At 38.1% G+C, this 6,005-nt stretch carries 5 protein-coding genes; 4 read left to right on the plus strand and 1 reads right to left on the minus strand.

Translation table 11 applies throughout. The features are described from left to right. A partial coding sequence (locus tag AC1DG9_RS21940; RefSeq protein ID WP_477635234.1) for a hypothetical protein occupies window positions 1–277 on the plus strand: 277 nt, incomplete at its 5' end. Window positions 278–354: 77 nt separating this feature from the next. On the opposite strand, the gene AC1DG9_RS21945 is transcribed toward AC1DG9_RS21940, so the two are convergent. Further along, entirely contained in the window at window positions 355–966 is a 612-nt protein-coding gene (locus AC1DG9_RS21945; protein WP_172659255.1) for a hypothetical protein, read from the minus strand. A 299-nt stretch (window positions 967–1,265) separates the two neighbouring features. On the opposite strand from AC1DG9_RS21945, the gene AC1DG9_RS21950 reads away from it, so the two are divergent. The 3 genes from AC1DG9_RS21950 to AC1DG9_RS21960 form a co-directional block, all read left to right on the plus strand. Then, complete coding sequence (locus AC1DG9_RS21950; RefSeq protein ID WP_337717116.1) at window positions 1,266–4,664, plus strand: ThuA domain-containing protein; 3,399 nt, start codon at window positions 1,266–1,268, stop codon at window positions 4,662–4,664. A 7-nt stretch (window positions 4,665–4,671) separates the two neighbouring features. Then, window positions 4,672–5,577, plus strand: a complete 906-nt coding sequence (locus AC1DG9_RS21955) for an alpha/beta hydrolase (protein ID WP_172659253.1) — start codon at window positions 4,672–4,674, stop codon at window positions 5,575–5,577. Between the two features lie 38 nt (window positions 5,578–5,615). Beyond that, window positions 5,616–6,005: thiamine pyrophosphokinase (locus tag AC1DG9_RS21960; RefSeq protein WP_477635235.1), on the plus strand; the 390-nt coding region annotated here is incomplete at its 3' end.

Consider the following 6,005-nt stretch of genomic DNA (forward strand, 5'->3'; position numbering starts at 1 on the left):
GGTTCTTCCTTACAAAGAATTAAATCCAACTCATATTAGGTTAGATGGAAAAATGCTAGGGAATACAAGAAATTTTTCAGCTTATTTTTGGTATTTAGATAAAAAATGGAAAGTTGGCGCTGATACGCACATTGATCGACTGAAACTGGCTTTTGAAGCATGCAAAGCAAGTGACGAGCCATTCGTAGTAAAGTATACCAGGGATAAAAAGGGAGAATATTTAGAGATTAAGGGGCAACCGATAAGGGATAAGAAGTTCTATGTTTATAAAGCGTGAGAGAAGTAAGGATCATAAAAAAACCTTTAGATGAAGATCTAAAGGTTTTAAATTCATAACATCTTTTATCAGTCGAATTACTTTAATTCGTCAAGTTTTACGCTTTTCAAAAATGATTCTAATTCCTGAAGACTGTATCCTGTTCCATCCAAGCTTACAGAATACCTGTCTTTGTAAAGGAATTTGATAGATGAGCTAACTGAGCTTTCAGATTTGGTTTCCTCTGTTATAGAACGAATGCCATTAACGTCTACTGTTTTAGACACAGTTCCATTAGATTCTGATTCTCTGTCCATACTTAGTGTCATGGCCATTAAAGAAATAATAGCGCTTCCAGATTCTCCTGCGCCATCAATGATGCCAACTTTTACATATTTACTGTCGTCGCCATATTCAGCTTCAATAGTGCTCAAGCCACTTACAGCATAACCGCCAGCACTAAAGCTTTTTCTTTTCAACCCGTCGAGTGTTTCTGGTACTGCAGCTTTCAGCTGCTCATTGGTTAGGGGTGTTAGTTTTTTTAGTTCAGCGGTCATCTCCTCCATCTTATCTGCGGATTGAGCCACCTTATTCAGATTGCTGACTTTGTCGATAACACTGCCAGTCCCTGAATCACTTTCTTCTTTTTTTTGATTACCACAAGAGAGCATTAAAAATGCCATGCCTGCTAGTATAGATTTTTTCAGCATAGGATTATATTTAAATGTTTCCGAATGTAATAAATATATCAGAATTAGTATGTTAAATTCTGATGAATATTTTATCTAATTGTTTAGCTGACAGTATGTTTGTTTCCATATGTTCGCTTTATTAAGGTCTTTTTCATTATAATTGCTAAGTTTACTTCAAAATGAACTTTAATCCAAACCTAAACCAAGTGATTGTGAGTAGTTAAGCCCTAAATGCCTGTCAATATTCAAGGGCAAATTGTTTTGTGATCTTACTTTACTTTTTTTTTGGCCGGGAGCCACATTAACCCAATATTTTTATGCTTAAAACTAAATACTTTAAAATTTACCTTGCTGTATTCTCAACAGTTTGCACTTCTGTTGTATTTTATGCCTGCAAAACGGTAGTGCCTAAAACGCCTGCTACTCCGGCGTCTAGTGTTGCTAAACCAGCAAAACCTGCCCGTATCCTGGTGTTTTCAAAAACCAAGGGCTTTTATCATGCTTCTATTCCGGCTGGTATTGCTGCTCTACAAAAGCTTGGTAAAGAGAATAATTTTATTGTAGATACAACTAAGAATTCAGCTTATTTTGTTCAGGATAGTTTAAAAAACTACAGTGCTGTAATCTTTTTAAGCACCACTATGAATGTATTAAATGCCGATGAGCAGGTAGCTTTTGAAAGGTATATTCAATCTGGTGGTGGTTACGCCGGAGTTCATGCTGCGGCAGATACAGAATACGATTGGCCTTGGTATAATAAGCTTGTTGGAGCTTATTTTAAAAGCCATCCGGGTAATCCTAATGTGCGTAAGGCAACTATTGATGTGATTGACACGACCCATATATCGACTAAGAGCCTGCCAAAAAGATGGGACCGCACAGACGAATGGTATAACTATAAAAGCATACAAGACGATATAAAGGTGCTGGCTAAATTAGATGAAGATAGCTACGAAGGCGGAGAAAACGGAGAGAACCATCCTATTGCCTGGTACCATGAATTCGATGGCGGCCGCGCTTTTTATACAGGCGGCGGACATACCGACGAAAGCTTTAGCGAACCATTATTTTTAACTCACCTCCTTGGGGGTATTAAGTATGCCATTGGTACCAACGTTGCATTGGATTATTCAAAAGCATACGCAGTTAAAAAGCCAGAGGATAATCGTTTTACTAAAACCGTTTTATCTAATGATTTAAATGAGCCTATGGAATTATCTGTAGCTCCGGATGGTAGGGTGTTTTTTATTGAGCGCGCCGGTAATTTTTACGTATACAATCCTGCCGATGGTAAAACTACATTGGTTTACAACTTTCCTGTGAAGGCTGTTGATAAATACCTAAATGGTTTGTTGGGGATGACTATTGATCCGGACTTTGCAACAAATAACTATTTGTATTTCTTTTATACTGCCTCTGCAGGTGATAAATACAAACAGCATATTTCTCGCTTTAAAATTAGTAAGGAAAATGAGCTTGATCTTAAATCTGAGCAGGTGATTATAGAGGTCCCAATTGATCTTGAAGTAAGTGCTCATACAGGTGGTTCTTTAGCCTGGGATAAGTACAAGAATCTATATATTTCAACCGGGGATAATACTGTGCCTTTTGAATCTGATGGTTTTGCTCCTATTGATAGAAGAGATAATCGTTTAACATTTGATGCAGAAAGATCGGCAGGAAATACAAACGACTTGCGCGGCAAGATCCTGCGGATTCATCCTGAGGCAGATGGAAGTTATACCATTCCTGAAGGGAATTTATTTGCTAAAGGAACACCAAAAACACGTCCGGAAATTTATGTAATGGGTTGTCGTAACCCTTATAGAATGTCTGTAGATCCTGAAACTTCTATCGTGTATTGGGGAGAAGTTGGACCGGATTCTGGTACTGATGGTTTACAGGGGCCACGTGGATACGATGAATTTAATCAGGCAAAAAAAGCTGGAAATTATGGCTGGCCATATTTTGTTGGTGATAATAAGGCTTATAAAGAGTATGATTTTGCGACCAAAAAAGTAGGAGATTTCTTTGATGTAAACGGTCCTGCAAACAATTCCCCATATAGTACCGGCGCTCAAATATTGCCACCGGCTCAAAAAGCGATGGTGTGGTATCCTTATAACAGATCAGAAGAATTCCCTGCTTTGGGACAAGGCGGAAGATGTGCTATGGGCGGACCTGTATATCATTATAATGCAGCGCTTAAATCCGATACTAAGTTCCCTGAGTATTATGATAAAGCACTTTTTATGTACGATTGGATGAGAAACTGGGTGTTTGCAGTGCGTCTGGATGAGAATCAAAACTATGTACGCATGGAGCCTTTTATGGAAACTAATGGCGATTTTAGACGCCCTATTGATATAGAGGTTGGGCCAGAAGGATCATTTTATATGTTGGAATATGGATCTGTATACGGGATAGATAATGTTGATGCGCGTTTGGTTCGTATTGATTACAATGGTGGAAACCGTGCTCCGTTTGCTAAAATTGAAACCAAAGATACTATTGGAATTGCTCCATACAAAGTTGCTTTTACCTCGAAGAGCTATGATAATGACGATGATGATAAACTGTCGTACGAGTGGAGCTTTGAAGGAAACAAGATCGCATCAACAGAACAAAATGTTAACTATACATTTCAAAAAAACGGCATATACAACGCTATTTTAAAAGTAACTGATGCAGCGGGTAAAAGCGGGTTGGATACGGTTGTGATTAAGGTAGGTAATACGATGCCTCAGGTAGCCATAAATACAACAAGTAATAGTTCTTTCTTTTTCCCTAAGGCAACTAATTTTAATTATAAAGTTGATGTAAAGGATAATGAAGATAAGGTGATAGATGCAAAAAAGGTAAAGGTGAACCTTGATTTTATTGCAAAGGTAGAAAGCAATCAGGCGCTGGTAGGTCATCAGGAGATTACACCTACATATAATTTTGGTAAATCTTTAGTTGCTAAAAGCGACTGTAAAGCTTGCCATCAGATAAATGGTAAATCAGTGGGTCCTTCGTTTATGCAGGTTGCACAACGTTATACCGGTAACAAAGATGCAGTAAGTCGTTTGGCTAAGAAGATCATTGTTGGAGGTGGCGGTGTTTGGGGAGAACATGCAATGAGTGCACACCCTCAGATTTCTAATGATGATGCAACTGAGATTGTTAAATATATTTTAAGCTTAAATGCCAAAAAAACTAATGCTGCGTTGCCACAACAAGGAGCCGTTGCTTTAAAACAGCATTTAGCTAATAAGGATCAGGGTAGGTACATTTTCTCTGCGTCGTATACTGACAAGGGCGGGGCGATAACTCCTTTAACAAAAAAAGAGACGATTGTGTTGCGTCCGGCAAAAGTACAGGCAGAAGATGCAGATGTTTTTAATAACGTAGATAAAAATGACAGGTATGTTGGTAGCATCCATAACAAGTCTTATATCGTGTTTAAAAATATTGACCTTAGGAACATTAATAAACTTACCTATTATTATGCTTCGGCAAATCATAGTGGAACTATAGAGGTGCATATCGATTCTCCAAAAGGAGAAATAATTAGTACGGCTAATTTTACCTCAACAGGTAAGTGGGAAAAGTACACTGAATTAAGCACGTCTATAAAAAACCCGGGGGGTAAACATGATCTTTATTTTGTGTTTTTAAAGAATACCCCACCAAATAGAGATTTGATAAGTATAGATTGGATCAATTTCGAATAAATACCTCATGGCAAAGTATATTGTATTTTTATCGCTGATGTTTTTGGTTCCGTATTGTAATGCGCAACAGGTGATCCCATTATATTCAGGTAAAATACCAAATGCCAAGCCTATATCAAATCAAGAGCAGAGGATCGGTAATCCAGACGTAGATAGTCTTACTTCTAACGTGTCTGTTCCTACTCTTTCTGTTTATTTGCCCCCAAAGGGTTTGGCAAATGGAACTTCTGTTATCATTTGTCCTGGCGGAGGATATCATGTGCTACTTACAAAAAGAGAAGGCAGCGATGCAGCCAGAGCATTTGCGAAAATGGGGGTAACGGCTTTTGTATTAAAGTATAGGCTGCCGAACGATAAGATAATGTTGGACAAGTCTATCGGGCCTCTGCAGGATGCCCAACAGGCAATTAAGATAGTGAGACAGAGGGCTAAAGAATGGAACATTGACCCCAAAAAGATAGGTATTCTGGGGTTTTCTGCCGGAGGCCATCTTGCCGCAACTGCGGGAACACATTTTAATAAACCAGTTATTGAAAATCGAGAAGGAATTAGCGTTAGGCCAAATTTTATGCTGCTTATAAATCCGGTGATCTCTTTTACCGACAAGATTGGTCATATTGGATCCAGAGATAATCTTCTTGGCCCCTCTCCAACAGAAGAAAAGATAAAACTTTACTCCAATGAGTTGCAGGTAACAGAAGAAACGCCGCCAACGATTTTAATTCATTCGGATGCTGATCAGGTTGTACCTGTAGCCAATAGTGTTGAGTTTTACAGAGCGCTTAAAGAAAACAAGGTATCTGGAGAATTGCATATTTACGCAAAAGGAGAGCATGGGTTTTTAACTGCTCCTTCTTTTGATGAATGGTTTGGGCGATGCATTTTCTGGATGAAAAGCATGTCTTTGATCTGATACTAAAATAAAAAAGAATATTAGGATATATTTGCTGTATGTCATCACATCATATCATTCGGGAAAAACAAGAGCCGGCACTATATATCCACTATTTAGGGGACTTTAATGAAGAATATTTAGGTCAGCTGCTGGAATGGAGCCCAACTTTAATCGTTAGCGCTGCGGTTTATGAAAAGGCCATCAGTCTTGGATTAAAGGTGGATATTGTGGTCAATTCAAATGACCAGGATTTTCAGGAAAATACAAAAGTAATTCATGCTAAATCTGAGGAATTAGATGCTGTTTTAGATTATTTGATTGCTGAAAAATACCCTGCAGTAAATGTTATTGATTCAAAAAGCGACTTAAGGGAACTGGGAAGTTATATTGATGCGATAAACATTGTGGTATTTACTGAAACTGAAAAATCATACGCTATTAAATCG

This window comes from Pedobacter sp. 05L430, from assembly GCF_056397585.1.